The following is a 15,986-nucleotide window of genomic DNA, read 5'->3' as shown; positions in this document are numbered from 1 at the left end:
ATCGCGATGGAGGTCGAGCTGATCGCGCCGATCGCGATGGACGAGGGCCTGCGCTTCGCCATCCGCGAGGGCGGGCGCACGGTCGGCGCCGGCGTCGTCGCCAAGATCATCCAATAGACGGGCGGGACATTATGGCCGGGGCAATGCGGCTCCGGCTCGGCGACAGGAAACGACGATGGACAATCAGAATATCAGGATCCGCTTGAAGGCGTTCGACCACCGCGTGCTCGACCAGTCGACGAGCGAGATCGTCAACACAGCCAAACGCACGGGTGCTCGCGTGCGCGGGCCGATCCCGCTGCCGACGCGGATCGAGAAGTTCACGGTGAACCGCTCGGTCCACGTCGATAAGAAGTCGCGCGAGCAATTCGAGATCCGGACGCATAAGCGGTTGTTGGACATCGTCGATCCGACACCTCAGACGGTCGATGCCCTGATGAAGCTCGACCTCGCGGCCGGCGTCGACGTCGAGATCAAGCTCTGAGGGGAGCGTTATCGATGCGTACCGGGCTTATCGCGCAAAAGATCGGCATGACGCGCCTCTTCACCGAAAGCGGGGACCACGTTCCGGTCACCGTGCTCAAGGTCGAAGGCTGCCAAGTCATCGCCCAGCGCACGGAAGAAAAAGACGGTTATACCGCGCTCCAACTCGGTCTCGGCGTTGCCAAGGTCAAGAATGTGTCGAAGGCCGAGCGCGGCCACTTTGCCAAGGCGAAGGTCGAGCCGAAGCGGAGCGTATTCGAGTTTCGCGTGAGCGCAGATGCACTTATCGATGTCGGCGCCGAGTTGACCGCCGACCACTTCCTTGCGGGACAGTTTGTCGACGTGACCGGCACCACGATCGGCAAGGGATTTGCCGGCGCCATGAAGCGATGGAATTTCGGCGGCCTTCGCGCGTCCCACGGTGTGTCGATCTCCCATCGCAGCCACGGCTCGACCGGCAACCGCCAGGACCCCGGCAAGACGTTCAAGAACAAGAAGATGGCTGGCCATATGGGCGACCGCCGGCGCACCACACAGAACCTAAAGGTGGTGGCAACCGACGTGGCGCGTGGCCTCGTGATGGTCGAGGGCGCCGTGCCGGGGGCCGAGGGGGGCTATGTGCTCGTGCGTGACGCGGTCAAGCGAAAGGCGCCGAAGGAACTGCCCTTCCCGGGGGCGGTCCGCAAGGCGGCTGGCACGCCGGCCTCGGCCGAGACGCCGGCGGAGAAGAGCGAGGCATGAGTGCGATGAGGACGGCAATCATCGATCTCGACAACAAATCGGTCGGCGAGCTCGAGCTCGACGAAACCGTTTTCGGCGTCGAACCGCGCAAGGACATATTGGCTCGCGTGGTCAATTGGCAGCTCGCCAAGCGACGGGCCGGGACCCACAAAACCAAGGGCATCTCCGACGTTCAGGGAACGACGAAGAAGCCATACAAGCAAAAGGGCACGGGCCACGCGCGACAGGGAAGCTTGCGCTCCCCGCAATTTCGGGGTGGTGCCGTGATCTTCGGCCCGGTCGTGCGCAGTCACGCCTTCGATCTCCAAAAGAAGGTGCGCAAACTCGGCCTTAGGATGGCGCTGTCGGCCAAGGCGGCTGAAGGCAAGCTCACGATCCTGGACGCGGCGGCTGTCAAAGAGGCTAAGACCAAGGTCCTGGCCGGGCAGTTCGTCAAACTCGGCTGGTCGTCGGTGCTGATCATCGATGGGCCGGAGGTGGATGAGGGTTTTGCGCGAGCGGCGCGAAATATTCCGGGGGTGGACGTGCTGCCGCAGCAGGGTGCGAACGTCTACGACATTCTTAGGCGCGACACACTCGTGCTCACCAAGGCCGCCGTTGAGAAGCTGCAGGAGAGGCTGAGATGAGCAGGCATGTTGGTGCGGTGAAAGTGAGCACGGAACGGATGTACGAACTCGTGCGCTCGCCGGTAATCACCGAGAAGTCGACGCGCGGATCTGAACATAATCAGGTTACCTTTCGCGTACCGCTCGACGCTACCAAGCCGGAGATCAAGGCCGCGGTCGAGGGCCTGTTCAAGGTCAAGGTCAAAGCCGTCAACACGATCGTGGTTGCGGGCAAGGCCAAGCGTTGGCAAGGCCATCCGGGCCAACGCTCCGATTTCAAGAAGGCGGTCGTTTCGCTGGCGGAAGGCCAGACCATCGACGTGACGACGGGCGTCTGAGGCGAGGACTGACCATGGCACTCAAAACATACAAGCCGATGACGCCGGGCCTGCGCGGCCTCGTCATGGTCGACCGCTCCGAGCTTTGGAAGGGCAAGCCGGTCAAGAGCCTGACCGAAGGGAAAATCGGCACGGGTGGACGGAACAATCACGGCCACATCACGATGTGGCAGAAGGGCGGCGGGCACAAACGGCGCTATCGCATGATCGACTTCGCGCGTCGCGCGAAGTGGGGCATGCCGGCGGTTGTTGAGCGGCTCGAATACGACCCCAACCGCACGGCATTTATCGCCCTTGTGCGGTATCAGGACGGCGAATTGGCGTACATCTTGGCACCCCAGCGCCTCAAGGCCGGCGATACCGTGGTCGCCGGTGAGCGTGAAGATATCAAGCCCGGCAACGCGATGCCGCTCTCAAGCATTCCGATCGGCACCATTGTCCACAATGTGGAAATGAAGATCGGCAAGGGCGGCCAACTCGCCCGCGCAGCCGGCAGCTATGTGCAGCTCGTCGGGCGCGATGCGGGCTACGCGCTTCTGAAGCTCGGCTCGGGCGAAGTGCGGATGGTGCGAGCCGAATGCCTCGCGACGATCGGTGCGGTTTCGAATCCCGATCACACCAACGAAAAGATCGGCAAGGCGGGTCGCTCGCGTTGGAAGGGCCGTCGGCCGATCGTGCGCGGTGTTGCGATGAACCCGATCGACCATCCTCATGGCGGCGGCGAAGGCCGCACCAAGGGCGGGCGACATCCGGTAACACCTTGGGGTATCAAGACCAAGGGCAAGCGCACGCGTAAGAACAAGGCCACGAGCAAACTGATCGTGCGCCGGCGTTTCCAGAAGTAGGAGAGCGCAACCGTGTCTCGTTCTGTTTGGAAAGGTCCGTTCGTCGACGGCTATCTCCTGAAGAAGGCGGAGAAGTCGCGCGAATCGGGACGCAAGGAGGTCATCAAGACCTGGTCGCGACGCTCGACAATTTTGCCGCAGTTCGTCGGCCTGACCTTCGGTGTCTACAACGGCCACAAGTTCATTCCAGTGCTGGTGACCGAGAATATGATCGGTCACAAGTTCGGTGAGTTCTCGCCCACTCGAGTCTTCTACGGTCATGCCGCGGATCGAAAGGCGAAAAGGGAATAGCATGGGCAAGAAAGCAACCGAGCGGCGACTCAAGGACAACGAGGCGATGGCCTTCTCGGCCTCGATTCGCACGAGCCCGCGCAAACTCAATCTCGTGGCTGAGCTCATTCGCGGCCTCGCGGCCGAGCAGGCGCTGGCTGAGCTTACGTTCTCGCGCCGGCGCATCGCCGGCGAAGTGAAGAAGGTGCTCGCCTCCGCGATTGCGAACGCCGAGAACAATCATCAGCTCGATGTCGACCGCCTATACGTCGCTGAGGCATCGGTCGGTAAAGCACTGGTAATGAAGCGCTTTCACGCCCGGGCGCGCGGGCGGGGCGTTCGCATCGTGAAGCCATTCAGCAATCTCCGCATCGTCGTGCGCGAGCGGAGCGAAACGCAAGCCGGGGAGACGGCCTGATGGGTCACAAAGTCAATCCAACCGGGCTTCGGCTCGGCGTCAACCGGACGTGGGATAGCCGGTGGTACGCCGACGGCGACTATTCCCAACTGCTTCACGAGGACCTCAAGCTGCGGAAATATCTTCACGACCGGCTGCAGCAGGCCGGGGTATCCCGCGTGGTGATTGAGCGGCCTGCCAAGAAGGCGCGGATCACCATTCACACCGCACGTCCAGGCGTCGTCATCGGTAAGAAGGGTGCCGACATCGAAAAATTGCGCCAGGACATCGCCAAGATGACGCCGAGCGAGGTGCACCTCAATATCGTCGAAATCCGCAAGCCGGAGCTTGAGGCCCGCCTGGTCGCGGAGAACATCGCTCAGCAACTCGAGCGCCGCGTTGCCTTTCGCCGCGCGATGAAGCGCGCGGTGCAGTCGGCCATGCGTCTCGGCGCCCAAGGCATCAAGATCACTTGCGGAGGCCGGCTTGGGGGGGCGGAGATTGCCCGGGTCGAATGGTACCGCGAAGGCCGCGTGCCGCTCCACACGCTCCGAGCCGACATCGATTATGGCGTTGCGACGGCGAAGACCACGTACGGCACCTGCGGCGTCAAGGTCTGGATTTTCAAGGGCGAGATCATGGCGCATGACCCGATGGCGCAGGATAAGCGACTCGCTGATCAGCAAGTCGGGCGTTAGTCGGACCGAAGGAGCTAGGTGATGCTTCAACCGAAGCGAACAAAGTACAGAAAGGCGCACAAGGGACGCGTGAAGGGCCTTGCGTCGGCCGGCACCTCGCTCAACTTCGGCGCCTACGGTCTAAAAGCCGTTGAACCGGGGCGCGTTACCGCGCGTCAGATCGAGGCCGCCCGCCGCGCCATCACGCGTCACATCAAACGCGTCGGGCGCGTCTGGATCCGCGTCTTCCCCGACGTACCGGTCTCGAAGAAGCCGGCCGAGGTGCGCATGGGTTCCGGCAAGGGTACGCCAGAGTTCTGGTGCGTGCGTATCCATCCGGGTCGCATCATGTTCGAGATGGACGGCGTGCCCCGCACGATTGCGACCGAGGCAATGGCACTTGCATCTGCGAAGCTCCCGATCCGGACTCGGTTCGTCGCACGCCTCGGTGAGGAACACTGAGCAATGACAAAAGCAGAAGATATTCGAGCTAAAACCACGGACGAGCTCAAGGATCAGTTGACTGGGCTGCGCAAGGAGTCTTTCAACCTGCGCTTCCAGAAGGCAAGCGGCCAGCTTGAGAACACGGCACAAGTGCGACGCGTGCGGCGCGACATCGCTCGGATCAAGACGATCCTCGGCGAGCGCGGCCGGAAGGCGTCGAAGGCCTCGTAGGAGTCGGAGCGATGCCAAGGCGTGAATTGCAGGGTGTGGTGGTGAGCGACGCGGCGGAGAAGACCGTCATCGTGCGGGTCGACCGCCGCGTGCAGCATCCGGTTTATAAAAAATATGTCACGCGCTCGAAGAAATTCATGGCGCATGACGAAGCCAACCGTTTCAAGGTCGGCGATACGGTGCGCATCCGCGAATGCCGTCCGCTTTCCAAGCGCAAGCGTTGGGAAGTCGTGGCCGGCGATCCGACTGCGGCCGGCTGAGCGGAAGGAAGGGTCGAGTGTCATGATACAGATGCAAACCAACCTGGAGGTCGCCGATAATTCCGGCGCGCGTCGGGTGCAGTGCATCAAGGTGCTGGGCGGCTCCAAGCGCAAGTTCGCGTCAGTCGGCGATGTCATTGTCGTGTCGGTCAAGGACGCGATCCCGCGCGGCCGCGTTAAGAAGGGCGACGTCCATAAGGCGGTCATCGTCCGCACCTCGAAGGAAATTCGCCGCCAGGACGGCAGCGTAATCCGGTTCGACCGCAACGCCGCCGTGCTCATCAATCCGCAGGGCGAGCCCATCGGCACGCGCATTTTCGGGCCCGTGACGCGCGAGCTGCGCGCCAAGAAGTTCATGAAGATTATTTCGTTGGCCCCGGAGGTGCTGTGATGGCCGCGAGGATCAAGAAGGGAGATCGCGTGGTCGTGCTCGCCGGCCGCGATAAGGGCAAGCGGGGCGACGTGCTCAAGGTCTTGGTCGAGCGAGATCGCGTGCTGGTTCAAGGCGTCAATATGGTCAAGCGCCACACGAGGCCCTCGGCGCGAAATGCGGGTGGCATTGTCGAGCAGGAAGCGGCGATCCACGTCTCGAACGTGGCCCACCTCGACCCCAAGGACGACAAGCCGACGCGCGTCGGATTTAAACTCGTCGAAGGCAATCGCAAGGTGCGCTACGCCAAGCGCTCTGGCGAAATTATCGACAGGTAAGGTGGGGCAATGGCCACGAGACTGCGTGAGCATTACGAGAAAACTTTAAAGCCGGAACTGATGAAGCAGTTCCAGTATCGGAATCCCATGGAAGTACCCAAGCTCGAGAAGATCGTGATCAATATGGGCGTGGGCCAGGCAGTCGGCGACAGCAAACGGATCAACGTGGCCGCCGAGGAGCTTGCACGCATCTCCGGGCAACGGCCGGTGATCATGTCCGCGCGCAAGGCAATCGCGAATTTCAAGCTCCGCCAGGGCATGAAGATCGGGTGCAAGGTGACACTTCGGCGCGAGCGCATGTATGAGTTCCTCGACCGGCTGGTCACTATTGCGCTTCCGCGCGTACGCGATTTCCGAGGCCTTTCGGACCGCAGCTTCGACGGGCGCGGCAATTATACCTTCGGGCTCAAAGAGCAGATCGTTTTCCCGGAGATCGACTATGACAAGATCGATCAAATCCGTGGAATGGACATCACAATCGTGACGACGGCAAAGACGAACCAGGAAGCGCTCGCGCTTCTCAAGGGGTTCTCGATGCCGTTCGGCGGCTGACCCGTTACGGAGGTCGGAGAATGGCCAAGAAAAGTTCGATCGAGAAGAATAAGCGGCGTCAAAGGCTGGTGAAGCGGCACGCAATCCGGCGCGCGAAGCTGAAGGCTATTGCCGAAGATCTGTCGCGCCCCTCTGAGGAGCGCTTCACGGCGCGTCTCAAGCTTGCGGAGTTGCCGCGGAACAGCTCCAAGGTGCGCGTGCGCAACCGTTGCGAACAGTCCGGGCGTTCGCGTTCGTTCTATCGCAAGTTCAAACTCTCGCGAATTGCACTGCGGGATCTGGCGGCGAACGGCCAGATACCCGGCATGGTCAAGTCGAGCTGGTAAAGGAGATCGGTTGATGTCGTATAGCGATCCCCTTGGGGATATGCTGACCCGTATCCGGAACGGCCAGCGTGCGCGCAAGGCAAGCGTGTTGGCGCCGCACTCCCGGTTGCGGACGAATGTTCTCGAGGTTCTGAAGCGGGAAGGTTACATCCGCGGCTACTCCGAACACCAGGAGCGGCCAGGCGTGGTGGCGCTCGAGATCGAGCTCAAGTACCACGAAGGCCAGCCGGTCATCCGCGAGATTCAGCGTGTGTCGAAGCCAGGCCGACGGGTCTATTCGAAGATCAAGGACCTGCCTCGAGTGCATGGCGGGCTGGGTATTGCAATCCTTTCAACGCCGCGTGGCGTAATGTCGGATTCGGATGCTCGTGCCGCAAATGTTGGCGGCGAGATCCTCTGTCAGGTGTTTTAGGAGCAGTCATGTCGCGCGTTGGAAAATACCCTGTCGCGGTGCCCGGTGGCGTCGACGTGCAGCTCGGCGGCGCCAACCTGACGGTCAAGGGCAAACTCGGGCAATTGAGCCTTCCCATCCCCGACGATGTCGAGGCCAAGTTCGACCAGGGCAAAATCTGGGTCAAGCCGCGGGGCGAGACCAAACGCGCGCGCATGTTGTGGGGCACTTACCGCAGCCTGATCAATAATTTGATCGCTGGTGTTTCGAAGGGCTTCACAGTCAATCTCGAGATTCAGGGCGTTGGGTACCGGGCCTCGGTGCAAGGCAAAAACCTCCAACTCCTGCTCGGCTACAGCCACGACGTGGTGTTTCCGATCCCCGAGGGGATCACGATCAAGTGCGACAAGCCAACGTCCATCACGATCAGCGGTGCCGATCGCCAGCGCGTCGGGCAGGTTGCGGCGGAGATTCGTGCCATGCGCGGTCCGGAGCCGTACAAAGGCAAAGGCATCCGCTACGAGGGTGAGCACGTCCGGCGCAAGGAAGGCAAAAAGAAGTAGGTGCGAGCCATGAAGCCGTTTCTCGATCTCCACACGCGCCGCAAGCGGCGCATTCGAACCCGGCTCGCCCGCAAATCCGCCGGGCGTGCGCGTCTCAGCGTCCATCGCTCGAGCAAGAACATTTACGCCCAGGTGATCGACGACACCAAAGGTGTCACGCTCGCCGCGGCGTCGAGCCTCGACAAGGATCTCAAGAGCCAGATCAAAAAGGGATCGGATATCGAGGCCGCAAAAGCAGTCGGCAAATTGATCGCCGAGCGCGCGATCGAGAAGGGTGTGAAGGAAGTCGTGTTCGACCGCGGAGCTTATCTCTATCACGGCCGGGTCAAGGCCCTGGCCGACGCCGCCCGCGAGGGCGGCTTGGCGTTCTAGGGGATCAGGATCGATGGCAAGGAACGTGTCCCAACGCGAAACGCGCGAGCGCGAAGAGAGCGAGCTCGTCGAAAAGCTCGTCAGCATCAATCGCGTTGCCAAGGTGGTCAAGGGCGGCCGGCGCTTCGGATTTGCCGCAGTCGTCGTCGTGGGTGACGGCAAAGGCCGCGTCGGTCATGGATCCGGCAAGGCGCGCGAGGTACCGGAGGCGATCCGGAAGGCGACCGACCAGGCCAAGCGCTCGCTGGTCCGAGTTCCATTGCGCGAAGGCAGGACGCTGCATCACGATGTGCTCGGGCGCTACGGCGCCGGTCGCGTGGTGGTGCGGTCGGCGGCACCGGGCACCGGCATCATCGCGGGTGGACCGATGCGCGCGATCTTCGAATGCCTCGGTGTGCAGGACGTGGTCGCCAAGTCGATCGGCTCGACCAATCCGCACAACATGATCAAGGCAACGTTCGCCGCCCTCTCCAATATCATGGCCCCCCGCCTCGTCGCTTCGAAACGAGGCAAGAAGGTGGGCGAGATCATCGGCCGGCGAGGCGGTGAGCCAGCTGCGGCGCCGAAGGAGTAGGTTCATGGCGGCAAAAGAAAAGAAGCCTGGCGTTAAGACCGTGCGAGTGACTCAAATCGGCAGCCCGATCGGACGCGAGGATTACCAGCGCGCGACCCTGATCGGCCTCGGTCTCAATAAAATGCACCGCTCTGTCGAGCTTGAGGACACACCCTCCGTGCGCGGCATGATCGCGCGGGTGCATCATTTGGTGAAGGTCGACGGTTAAGGTGGCCGAGACGAAGGCGTTGAGGAAGAAGGCGATGAAACTGAACGAAATCAGAGACAACCCGGGTGCCCACCGAAAATACAAGCGGTTGGGCCGGGGCATCGGCTCCGGCAAGGGCAAAACGGCGGCACGCGGAGGAAAGGGCCAAACGGCACGAAGTGGGGTGTCGCTGCTCGGCTTCGAGGGCGGTCAGATGCCGCTCTTCCGGCGCCTGCCCAAGCGCGGCTTCCGTAGCATGTTCCCCAAAGAGCATAGCCACGTGAATATCGGCCGCCTTCAGGAGGCGATCGAGGCCGGCCGAGTCGATGCGGGAAAGACCGTGGACGAGGCTATCCTTGTCGCGGCGGGCCTCGTCAAATCCACTCGAGACGGCGTGCGACTCCTTGCAAAGGGCAAGCTCAAGTCCAAGATTGACATTGTGGTCGCGGGCGCTTCGAAGGCCGCTATTGCGGCGGTCGAAAAGGCTGGCGGGAAGGTGACCGTCAGCGCACCCAAGCCCACCAACGAAGATAAGGCGTCCTCCGCCAAGGCCTGAACCCGATGGACGGGCCGACCGATCCGGCCTGCCGGAGTAGCGTATGGCATCTGCCGCCGAACAACTTGCCGCCAATATAAATTTCGGCGCCTTCGCCAAGGCGACCGAGCTCAAAAAGCGCCTCTGGTTCACGCTTGGGGCGCTGATGGTCTACCGGCTTGGCACTTACATCCCCGTCCCGGGCATCGATCCGACGATTCTGCAGGACGTATTCACCCAGAATTCGCGTGGCATCCTCGGCATGTTCGACATGTTCGCCGGGGGAGCGCTCCGTCGCATGACGATGTTCGCCCTCAACGTGATGCCGTACATCTCGGCGTCCATTATCATGCAGCTCTTGACGTCGATCGTCCCTTCGCTTGAGGCGATCAAGAAGGAAGGCGAGCAAGGCCGCAAGAAGATCAATCAATATACCCGCTTCGGCACAGTCATCCTGGCGGCATTCCAAGCCTATGGCCTGGCCATCGGCTTAGAGGGCATGTCCGGCTCGCACGGCCCGGCCGTCATCGATCCTGGCCTCTTCTTTCGCATGACCACCGTGCTCTCGCTCACGGGTGGGACCCTGTTTCTCATGTGGCTCGGCGAACAAGTGACGGCGCGCGGAGTCGGCAACGGCGTATCGCTGATCATTTTCTCCGGTATCGTCGCAAACCTGCCGAATGCGCTCGCCAATACCCTGGAACTCGGCCGCACCGGCGCCATTTCGAGCTTCGTGATCGTGATTCTTCTGGTTATGGCGGTTGGCGTCATCGCGGCGATCGTTTTCATGGAGCGCGCTCAACGCCGCATCATCGTGCAATATCCGAAGCGCCAGCAAGGCAGCCGCGTGTTCGGCGGCGAGAGTTCGCATCTTCCCCTGAAGCTCAACGCGTCGGGCGTCATTCCGCCCATCTTTGCAAGCTCGCTGCTCCTCCTACCGGTCACGATCGCGGGTTTCTCGGGCGCGCAAGGGCCGGAGTGGCTGCAGCAAATCACCTCCTATCTCGCCCACGGACAGCCGCTTTACATGTTGGGCTATGTTGCGCTTATCGTGTTCTTCTGCTTCTTCTACAGCTCCATCGTGTTCAACCCACACGACACCGCCGACAATCTGAAGAAGCACGGCGGCTTTGTTCCCGGTATTCGCCCAGGTAAGAACACCGAGGACTATCTGAGCTACATCCTGACCAGACTGACGGTGGTCGGGGCCGCCTATCTCTCGACCGTTTGCATCCTGCCAGAGATTCTGATCACGCAGTACTCGGTGCCATTCTATTTCGGCGGGACGAGCTTGCTGATCGCGGTCTCCGTGACGATGGATACGGTTGCACAGATACAAGCGCACCTCATCGCACATCAGTACGAAGGTTTGATCAAGAAGGCAAAACTGCGCGGACGGCGGGGATGAATCTGCTGCTCTTGGGACCTCCGGGCTCCGGGAAAGGAACGCAGGCAAAGCGATTGCAAGACAAATACGGCCTCGTGCAGCTTTCGACCGGTGATATGCTGCGGGCCGCGGTCAAGGCTGGCACCGAAGTAGGCCGGAAAGCCAAGTCCATCATGGAAGCGGGCCAACTCGTGCCCGACGACATGGTAATCTCGATTATCGCGGATCGCATCGGCCAACCCGATTGCAAGAAGGGCTTCATCCTAGACGGGTTTCCTCGCACGCGGGCACAGGCTGTGGCCCTCGACGAAATGCTCGCGAAAAAGCATCTCACGCTCGACCATGTCATCGAACTTGCGGTCGACGAAGCGGTCCTCACGCGGCGAATCGTGGGCCGCTACAGCTGTGCCCGGTGCGGGACGGGTTATCATGATGAGTTTCAGAAGCCCAAGACCCCGGGCGTGTGCGACGTGTGCGGCTCGAGGGAGTTCGTGCGTCGCGCCGACGACAATCCAGAGACGGTTGCGTCCCGGCTGGCCGCCTATCGGGCGCAAACAGCGCCCATCCTGCCTTACTACGAGGCCAAGGGCATCTTGAAGCGGGTCGACGGCATGGCCGATATCGACAAGGTTGCCGGGCAGATCGCGGCAATCGTCGAGGGTCGCGGAATTGGTTGACTGGCAGGCGTTTCGGCCTATAATCCGGCTCCCCCTCGGCAGAAAGCCGGAAGGGGCGTTTTGTCGTGGCCGAAGGCCATACGATTTCTGGTGCTTTTTCCGCGAAAGCGCTTTTGTGTAAAGAGAGGCAAACGTGGCGCGAATTGCTGGCGTGAACATTCCGACGCAAAAGCGGGTCGAGGTCGCACTCACCTACATTTACGGCATCGGCGCCGCCAAGGCGAAGGAGATCATGAAAAAGGTCGGCATTCCGCCGGAGCGTCGTGTCAATGAAATGACCGAGCAAGAGGTCATTCGCATTCGTGAGACGATTGACCGCGAGTATCAGGTCGAGGGTGACCTGCGGCGCGAAGTCGCGATGAACATCAAGCGCCTTCTTGATCTTGGCTGCTATCGTGGTCTGCGGCATCGCAAGGGCCTACCGGTTCGCGGCCAGCGCACCCACACGAATGCGCGTACCCGCAAGGGTAAGGCGCGTCCGATTGCGGGCAAGAAGAAGGCCGTCTGAGGTCTCGTCAGTTATGAAACGCTGGACATTTGGGGATTAAATCATGGCGAAAGCTGCAGCTCCGCGGCGGCGCCGCGAGCGCAAGAATATCACTGCCGGCGTCGCGCACGTAAACGCGACGTTCAACAATACCGTGATCACCATAGCGGACGCGCAGGGTAACGCGATCGCATGGTCGTCCTCAGGCTCGCAGGGGTTCAAGGGCTCACGTAAGTCGACCCCCTATGCCGCGCAGATGGCGGCGGAGGACGCCGGCAGAAAGGCAATGGAGCACGGGATGAAGACGCTCGAAATTGAGGTCAAAGGGCCCGGTGCTGGTCGCGAGTCGGCACTTCGCGCGCTTCAAAATGTAGGATTTGTGATCACCGCCATCCGCGATGTGACACCCATTCCTCATAATGGCTGCCGCCCGCCCAAGCGTCGACGAGTGTAATGCTGGGTGTGCATGCGCATGCGGTTGCTTCTTGGGCCGGGTCCTCTGGCGGGGCCCGGTAGGAATAGTCGTTGAACGAGTGGCGGTGTTTGTTCCGCCCTAGCACGGAGAGGTCGATCCCGTGATTCAGAAAAACTGGCAGGATTTGATCAAGCCCTCCAAATTGGAGGTTCAATCGGGCGCTCGCATCGATCGGGTCGCCACCATCGTCGCCGAGCCGCTTGAGCGCGGCTTCGGGCTGACGCTCGGCAACGCGCTTCGTCGGGTTCTCTTGTCCTCGCTGCAGGGTGCGGCCGTGACAGCGATCCAGATTGATGGCGTGCTCCATGAATTCTCCTCGCTTCCGGGCGTGCTCGAGGCGGTTACGGACATTGTCCTCAACGTGAAGTCGATGTCGTTCCGCATGCACGGCGAGGGACCAAAGAAGGTCCATCTTCGGGCGAGCGGTCCGGGTGAGGTCACGGCCGGGCAGATCGAGACCGGTCACGACATCGAGGTGCTCGACCGCGACCACGTGATCTGCACCCTCGATCAGGGGGCGAAGATCTCAATGGAGCTGACGATCGAATCAGGGAAAGGTTATGTTCCGGCAGGCGTTAATCGTGCGGCGGATGCGCCGATCGGCCTGATCCCAGTCGATGCGATCTATAGCCCTGTGCGCAAGGTCAGCTACAAGGTTGAGAACACGCGCGTCGGCCAGGTGACCGACTACGACAAGCTCTCGATGACCGTAGAAACAAACGGGGCAGTGAAGCCCGAGGATGCGGTCGCGCTCGCCGCCCGCATCCTGCAGGAGCAGCTCAAGCTCTTCATTAATTTCGAAGAGCCTTCCCACGCGCGGGAGGAGGAGCGTCCGGCGGAGCTGCCGTTCAACAAGAACCTGTTGCGTAAGGTCGATGAGCTTGAGCTTTCGGTTCGTTCGGGGAATTGCCTTAAGAACGACAACATCATTTACATTGGCGATCTCGTCCAAAAGACCGAGGCTGAGATGCTGCGCACGCCGAACTTCGGCCGCAAGTCGCTCAATGAAATCAAGGAAGTGCTCGCCCAGATGAATCTCCACCTTGGAATGGAGATTCCGGGTTGGCCGCCTGAGAACATCGAGGAACTCGCCAAGCGGCTCGAAGAGCCTTACTGACCCAGGTGGCGCTGAGAGGAGTCCGGACACATGCGGCACGGCATTAGCGGGCGCAAGCTTAACCGCACGAGCAGCCATAGAAAGGCCATGTTCGACAACATGGCGGCGGCCTTGATCAAGCACGAGCAAATCAAGACGACTCTACCAAAGGCGAAAGACTTGCGGCCTGTGGTCGAGAAACTGATCACGCTTGGCAAGCGCGGCGGCCTCCACGCACGGCGTCAGGCGATCTCGGTGCTTCAGGACCGAAAGTTGACCGAGAAGCTGTTCTCGACACTGGCGGAGCGTTACCGGGACCGGGCCGGCGGTTATACCCGGGTGATGCGCGCAGGCTTCCGATATGGCGATTCGGCGCCCATGGCGATCATCGAGCTGGTCGACCGCGACCCGGCGGCAAAGGGCCTCGATTCCGGTCCCAAGCCGGAAGCCGAGACGGAGGCGGAGGCCGCCTGATCCGGCTACGACTGAACGAGCAAATTCGAAATTCAAAGGGCAGCCCCCAGGGGCTGCCCTTTTCGTTCCAGCTTGCTAAGTTATCGTTCGGGACGGCATGTCAGGGGCGCTAGACACCATGGAGCCGAAAGAAGGGGCAAAACGGAGTTCCGCCGGCCGAAAATCGGATCTTCCCCGCGCCCTCATCCGCGTTCTCGGCGTGATGGGGATGCTTGTGACGGCTTGCGGATCTGGCGACGCAGCGCTGGCCGCGGGCAAGGCAACACCCGAAAACCGGGAGCAGATCACCTTCAGCTTCGCCCCTGTCGTCAAGAAAGTCTCCCCGGCAGTCGTCAACATCTACACGCGAACGGTGGTCGAGCAGCCCTCCTCGCCCCTTCAGAAGGATCCTTTCTTCCGGCGCTTTTTCGGCGACCAATTCCTGGGCGGTCCGCCTGAGCGACGTGTGCAGAACACACTCGGCTCCGGCGTAATCATCGGTGCCGACGGCACGATCGTGACCAATCACCACGTCATCAAGGGAGCCGATCAGATCACGGTCGTTTTGTCCGATCGACGCGAATTCGAAGCTAAGCTCATCGGTTCGGACGAACGAGCCGATATCGCCGTCCTTCACATCGACACCCACGGCGCAGCACTTCCGGTCTTGGAGTTCGGGGATTCGGATGCCGTCGAAGTGGGCGATCTCGTGCTCGCGATCGGCGATCCGTTCGGCGTGGGCCAGACGGTGACGAGCGGAATCATATCCGCCCTCGCGCGCACGACAGTCGGCGTCAGCGACTTCAATTTTTTCATTCAGACGGACGCGGCGATCAATCCCGGCAACTCCGGCGGACCGCTCGTGACCATGGACGGGAAATTGATCGGCGTGAATTCCGCAATCTATTCCGGCTCGGGCGGGTCGATCGGAATTGGTTTCGCGATTCCGTCGAACATGGTGCGAACGGTTGTCGCGAGTATTCGGGCGGGTGGGCGATTGGTACGGCCGTGGCTTGGCGCCCAAGGCGAAACCGTCACGGCCGACACGGCCTCGACCCTCGGCCTCAGCCGGCCTTCGGGCGTGCTGGTGAACGAAATCTACAGAGGCGGCCCGGCCGCTGCAGCGGGCCTGAAGCCGGGTGATGTCATTCTCAAGATCGACGGCAGGGGTGTCGACGATGCGGACTCGCTTAGATATCGGATCGCGACCAAGCCGCTCCACACGACGGCGATCCTTACCGTTTTTCGCCAAGGTCAGCAATTGAGCCTTTCCATAGCACTGACGGCGCCGCCGGAAGATCCACCGCGTAATACGACCCAGTTCGGCAGTGAGCTTCCGCTCGGCGGGGCAACCGTTGCGAACCTCTCGCCCGCCGTCGCCGAGGAGCTCGGCCTCGATTCTTTCCTCAAGGGTGTCGTCGTGACCGCAGTGAAGCCGGGTACGCCGGCGAACCGTCTCGGCATCAAACCGAGCGACTTAATTCTCAAGATCAACGGCGCCGAAATCAAGTCCATCGACGATCTGAAGTCGGCACTCGATCATCAACTGTCGTCGTGGCGGTTGAGTATTCGTCGCGGCGAACAGGTATTCAACGTCGTGGTCAGCACTTGACGCTCTTCGAGGGATCGGCGCCGCGCCCGCTGGCCGACCGACTTCGTCCCAAGTCGCTCGACGAACTCGTCGGACAGGATCATCTTCTCGGCCCGGATGGTCCGATCGGCCGCATGGTCAAGGTTCGGCGCCTCGCCTCGATCGTTCTCTGGGGCCCTCCTGGCTGCGGCAAGACGACGATCGCGCGCCTTCTGGCGCAGGTCACGAAAATGCATTTCGAGCCGCTTTCGGCGGTGTTTTCGGGCGTTGCCGACCTGCGAAGGATTTTTGACGCCGCAAGAAAGCGGCGCGAAATGGGCG

General features: G+C 61.5%; 30 protein-coding genes. All 30 read left to right on the top strand.

Going from position 1 to position 15,986, the window contains the following annotated elements:
• On the top strand, nucleotides 1-117 hold a 117-nt coding region (tuf, locus tag VEJ16_19335), incomplete at its 5' end, for an elongation factor Tu (protein HYB11816.1).
• A 58-nt stretch (nucleotides 118-175) separates the two neighbouring features.
• Nucleotides 176-484 carry a 30S ribosomal protein S10 gene (gene rpsJ, locus VEJ16_19330; protein ID HYB11815.1) on the top strand — a complete coding sequence of 103 codons (309 nt, stop codon included), beginning with the start codon at nucleotides 176-178 and terminating at the stop codon, nucleotides 482-484.
• 14 nt (nucleotides 485-498) lie between these two features.
• A complete protein-coding gene (gene rplC, locus VEJ16_19325) occupies nucleotides 499-1,224 on the top strand; it encodes a 50S ribosomal protein L3 (protein ID HYB11814.1) in 726 nt (241 codons plus the stop codon).
• Between the two features lie 5 nt (nucleotides 1,225-1,229).
• Nucleotides 1,230-1,850: a 50S ribosomal protein L4 gene (gene rplD, locus VEJ16_19320; GenBank protein ID HYB11813.1), complete on the top strand. Its 621-nt coding sequence runs from the start codon at nucleotides 1,230-1,232 to the stop codon at nucleotides 1,848-1,850.
• On the top strand, nucleotides 1,847-2,167 hold the full coding sequence (locus tag VEJ16_19315; GenBank protein ID HYB11812.1) for a 50S ribosomal protein L23: 321 nt from the start codon (nucleotides 1,847-1,849) through the stop codon (nucleotides 2,165-2,167). The genes rplD and VEJ16_19315 overlap by 4 nt, the downstream gene beginning before the upstream one ends.
• Nucleotides 2,168-2,181: 14 nt before the next feature.
• On the top strand, nucleotides 2,182-3,012 hold the full coding sequence (gene rplB, locus VEJ16_19310; protein HYB11811.1) for a 50S ribosomal protein L2: 831 nt from the start codon (nucleotides 2,182-2,184) through the stop codon (nucleotides 3,010-3,012).
• Between the two features lie 12 nt (nucleotides 3,013-3,024).
• Nucleotides 3,025-3,303, top strand: coding sequence for a 30S ribosomal protein S19 (rpsS, locus tag VEJ16_19305; protein HYB11810.1), 279 nt, complete (start codon nucleotides 3,025-3,027; stop codon nucleotides 3,301-3,303).
• A 1-nt stretch (nucleotide 3,304) separates the two neighbouring features.
• Complete coding sequence (rplV, locus tag VEJ16_19300) at nucleotides 3,305-3,700, top strand: 50S ribosomal protein L22 (GenBank protein ID HYB11809.1); 396 nt, start codon at nucleotides 3,305-3,307, stop codon at nucleotides 3,698-3,700.
• Nucleotides 3,700-4,377, top strand: a complete 678-nt coding sequence (gene rpsC, locus VEJ16_19295; protein HYB11808.1) for a 30S ribosomal protein S3 — start codon at nucleotides 3,700-3,702, stop codon at nucleotides 4,375-4,377. Before rplV ends, rpsC begins: the two co-directional genes overlap by 1 nt.
• Before the next feature lie 21 nt (nucleotides 4,378-4,398).
• Entirely contained in the window at nucleotides 4,399-4,818 is a 420-nt protein-coding gene (rplP, locus tag VEJ16_19290; GenBank protein HYB11807.1) for a 50S ribosomal protein L16, read from the top strand.
• Nucleotides 4,819-4,821: 3 nt separating this feature from the next.
• Nucleotides 4,822-5,031 (top strand): 50S ribosomal protein L29, encoded by a 210-nt coding sequence (rpmC, locus tag VEJ16_19285; GenBank protein HYB11806.1) that lies wholly within the window; start codon nucleotides 4,822-4,824, stop codon nucleotides 5,029-5,031.
• Nucleotides 5,032-5,042: 11 nt separating this feature from the next.
• Entirely contained in the window at nucleotides 5,043-5,291 is a 249-nt protein-coding gene (gene rpsQ / locus VEJ16_19280; GenBank protein HYB11805.1) for a 30S ribosomal protein S17, read from the top strand.
• Nucleotides 5,292-5,313: 22 nt separating this feature from the next.
• Nucleotides 5,314-5,682: a 50S ribosomal protein L14 gene (gene rplN, locus VEJ16_19275; protein HYB11804.1), complete on the top strand. Its 369-nt coding sequence runs from the start codon at nucleotides 5,314-5,316 to the stop codon at nucleotides 5,680-5,682.
• Nucleotides 5,679-5,999, top strand: coding sequence for a 50S ribosomal protein L24 (gene rplX, locus VEJ16_19270; GenBank protein HYB11803.1), 321 nt, complete (start codon nucleotides 5,679-5,681; stop codon nucleotides 5,997-5,999). Before rplN ends, rplX begins: the two co-directional genes overlap by 4 nt.
• A gap of 9 nt (nucleotides 6,000-6,008) precedes the next feature.
• Nucleotides 6,009-6,551, top strand: coding sequence for a 50S ribosomal protein L5 (gene rplE, locus VEJ16_19265; protein ID HYB11802.1), 543 nt, complete (start codon nucleotides 6,009-6,011; stop codon nucleotides 6,549-6,551).
• A 20-nt stretch (nucleotides 6,552-6,571) separates the two neighbouring features.
• On the top strand, nucleotides 6,572-6,877 hold the full coding sequence (gene rpsN / locus VEJ16_19260; GenBank protein HYB11801.1) for a 30S ribosomal protein S14: 306 nt from the start codon (nucleotides 6,572-6,574) through the stop codon (nucleotides 6,875-6,877).
• Nucleotides 6,878-6,890: 13 nt separating this feature from the next.
• Nucleotides 6,891-7,289: a 30S ribosomal protein S8 gene (rpsH, locus tag VEJ16_19255; protein ID HYB11800.1), complete on the top strand. Its 399-nt coding sequence runs from the start codon at nucleotides 6,891-6,893 to the stop codon at nucleotides 7,287-7,289.
• An 8-nt stretch (nucleotides 7,290-7,297) separates the two neighbouring features.
• Nucleotides 7,298-7,831: a 50S ribosomal protein L6 gene (rplF, locus tag VEJ16_19250; GenBank protein HYB11799.1), complete on the top strand. Its 534-nt coding sequence runs from the start codon at nucleotides 7,298-7,300 to the stop codon at nucleotides 7,829-7,831.
• 9 nt (nucleotides 7,832-7,840) lie between these two features.
• Complete coding sequence (gene rplR, locus VEJ16_19245; GenBank protein ID HYB11798.1) at nucleotides 7,841-8,203, top strand: 50S ribosomal protein L18; 363 nt, start codon at nucleotides 7,841-7,843, stop codon at nucleotides 8,201-8,203.
• Between the two features lie 13 nt (nucleotides 8,204-8,216).
• Entirely contained in the window at nucleotides 8,217-8,777 is a 561-nt protein-coding gene (gene rpsE, locus VEJ16_19240) for a 30S ribosomal protein S5 (GenBank protein ID HYB11797.1), read from the top strand.
• Nucleotides 8,778-8,781: 4 nt separating this feature from the next.
• Entirely contained in the window at nucleotides 8,782-8,985 is a 204-nt protein-coding gene (gene rpmD / locus VEJ16_19235) for a 50S ribosomal protein L30 (protein HYB11796.1), read from the top strand.
• Between the two features lie 34 nt (nucleotides 8,986-9,019).
• A complete protein-coding gene (rplO, locus tag VEJ16_19230; protein HYB11795.1) occupies nucleotides 9,020-9,520 on the top strand; it encodes a 50S ribosomal protein L15 in 501 nt (166 codons plus the stop codon).
• Between the two features lie 43 nt (nucleotides 9,521-9,563).
• On the top strand, nucleotides 9,564-10,907 hold the full coding sequence (secY, locus tag VEJ16_19225) for a preprotein translocase subunit SecY (GenBank protein HYB11794.1): 1,344 nt from the start codon (nucleotides 9,564-9,566) through the stop codon (nucleotides 10,905-10,907).
• Nucleotides 10,904-11,563: an adenylate kinase gene (locus VEJ16_19220; GenBank protein HYB11793.1), complete on the top strand. Its 660-nt coding sequence runs from the start codon at nucleotides 10,904-10,906 to the stop codon at nucleotides 11,561-11,563. Before secY ends, VEJ16_19220 begins: the two co-directional genes overlap by 4 nt.
• Before the next feature lie 133 nt (nucleotides 11,564-11,696).
• A complete protein-coding gene (rpsM, locus tag VEJ16_19215) occupies nucleotides 11,697-12,071 on the top strand; it encodes a 30S ribosomal protein S13 (protein ID HYB11792.1) in 375 nt (124 codons plus the stop codon).
• A gap of 43 nt (nucleotides 12,072-12,114) precedes the next feature.
• Nucleotides 12,115-12,504 carry a 30S ribosomal protein S11 gene (rpsK, locus tag VEJ16_19210; protein HYB11791.1) on the top strand — a complete coding sequence of 130 codons (390 nt, stop codon included), beginning with the start codon at nucleotides 12,115-12,117 and terminating at the stop codon, nucleotides 12,502-12,504.
• A 121-nt stretch (nucleotides 12,505-12,625) separates the two neighbouring features.
• Nucleotides 12,626-13,642 carry a DNA-directed RNA polymerase subunit alpha gene (locus VEJ16_19205; GenBank protein HYB11790.1) on the top strand — a complete coding sequence of 339 codons (1,017 nt, stop codon included), beginning with the start codon at nucleotides 12,626-12,628 and terminating at the stop codon, nucleotides 13,640-13,642.
• Between the two features lie 30 nt (nucleotides 13,643-13,672).
• Nucleotides 13,673-14,095, top strand: a complete 423-nt coding sequence (gene rplQ, locus VEJ16_19200) for a 50S ribosomal protein L17 (protein ID HYB11789.1) — start codon at nucleotides 13,673-13,675, stop codon at nucleotides 14,093-14,095.
• A 118-nt stretch (nucleotides 14,096-14,213) separates the two neighbouring features.
• Nucleotides 14,214-15,686 carry a DegQ family serine endoprotease gene (locus VEJ16_19195; protein ID HYB11788.1) on the top strand — a complete coding sequence of 491 codons (1,473 nt, stop codon included), beginning with the start codon at nucleotides 14,214-14,216 and terminating at the stop codon, nucleotides 15,684-15,686.
• Nucleotides 15,683-15,986, top strand: a 304-nt coding sequence (locus VEJ16_19190) for an AAA family ATPase (GenBank protein ID HYB11787.1), incomplete at its 3' end; no start/stop codon positions are given. The genes VEJ16_19195 and VEJ16_19190, both read left to right, overlap by 4 nt.

The organism is Alphaproteobacteria bacterium, assembly GCA_035625915.1.
Taxonomy (GTDB): domain Bacteria; phylum Pseudomonadota; class Alphaproteobacteria; order JACZXZ01; family JACZXZ01; genus DATDHA01.
Note: the sequence above shows the minus strand (reverse complement) of the source record. Positions and strands in the feature narration are given on the sequence as shown.